At 75.5% G+C, this 1,301-nt stretch carries 1 protein-coding gene; it reads left to right on the forward strand.

Annotated elements, in window-relative coordinates:
- Nucleotides 1-261 precede the first annotated feature (261 nt).
- A complete protein-coding gene (locus tag ACZ6QQ_RS23070; RefSeq protein WP_465878951.1) occupies nt 262-1,185 on the forward strand; it encodes a hypothetical protein in 924 nt (307 codons plus the stop codon).
- Nucleotides 1,186-1,301: the final 116 nt, after the last annotated feature.

Consider the following 1,301-nt stretch of genomic DNA (forward strand, 5'->3'; position numbering starts at 1 on the left):
CCCCCCCCCCCCCCCCCCCCCCCCCCCCCCCCCCCCCCCCCCCCCCCCCCCCCCCCCCCCCCCCCCCCCCCCCCCCCCCCCCCCCCCGCGTCCGGAGCCCTTTCCGGTGGCCCCCGATGCGTTTCGGGCGAATGTGGTTGTCGGTCGACCCTGTCGTTTCGCCGACACAAGATCATCGCAACCGGGACGGGCGACGGGACGTGTCTTCCCCGATGCCGGAGCAGAAAGCGTCCGGCACACGGGGATCATTCTGGAGGAACAATGTCCGTCTCCATGCGTCGTCGTCTGCTCGCCGGTGCGCTCGGTACCGCCGCCCTGCTGGTGGCCCTGGCACCGGCCGGAGCCGCCTCGGCCGCGACCGGGACCCGGGGCTCGTCCGTCTCGGTCGGCGATCTGGTCCTCCAGCCGACCGACCGTGGCTACCGGGGCACGCTGCCGATCACGATCACCCTCCGCGACGGGTCGACCTCGCTGCCCGTCGTGACCATCACCGAGCCGGTCGGCGGTTCCCTCACCGGTCTGCTGCCGTCCGGACCGTGCTTCCCGTTGAACGACGGTCCGCGCCGTACGGTCAACTGCGTGGTCGGCACGTTCGAGCCCGGCGAGCGGCGAACGGTCCACGCGGAGTTCGAGGTGCTCACCGACACCCGCCGTTACCCGATGGTGGCGACCGGTGGCCGGGTGGACGTGTCGGTGGACTCGGTCCCAGTACGCGGCGGCGACGACTTCTCCGCCCTGTTCCGCTCCACCACCGGATCGCTGCGCCACCCCCGGCCGTACGTGCAGGACACCGTTGCCGACGGCTCGCTCCGGGTCGGCCCGGCGGTCCTGACCCAGCAGCCCGACGGCAGCTACGCCGGCCGGGTGTCGGTCACCGTCGGCTACGCCGGCGACGCGCCGCACAGCACCCCCCAGGTGCAGCTGGTCCTGCCGGAGGGGGTCCGGGCCGGCGGCGATGCCGTCTTCTGCCCGTTCGCCCGCTGCGAGGTACCGGGCGGCGAGTTCATGCCCGGTGAGGTGCGTACCTTCGACGTGCCGCTGACCGCACCGGTCGAGACCGTCGCCGGTCCGCTCGGCACCGCGACCGCCCAACTGCACCTGCCGTACGGCAACACCGAGACGCCGGACTCGAATCCGGCGAACAACGCGGCGACCTTCGGCGTCACCGCGGTGCCGGCCGCCTGAGGCAGGAGGCGCGTACGGCGGTGGGGGGGGGGGGGGGGGGGGGGGGGGGGGGGGGGGGGGGTGGGGGGGGGGGGGGGGGAGGGAGGGGGGGGGGGGGGGGGGGGGGCGGGTAGGGG

The sequence above is a fragment of the Micromonospora sp. NPDC049529 genome, assembly GCF_055586685.1.

Coding starts and splice junctions, on each gene's coding strand:
- ACZ6QQ_RS23070 (WP_465878951.1), top strand. CDS start 262: ATGTCCGTCTCCATGCGTCGTCGTCTGCTCGCCGGTGCGCTCGGTACC.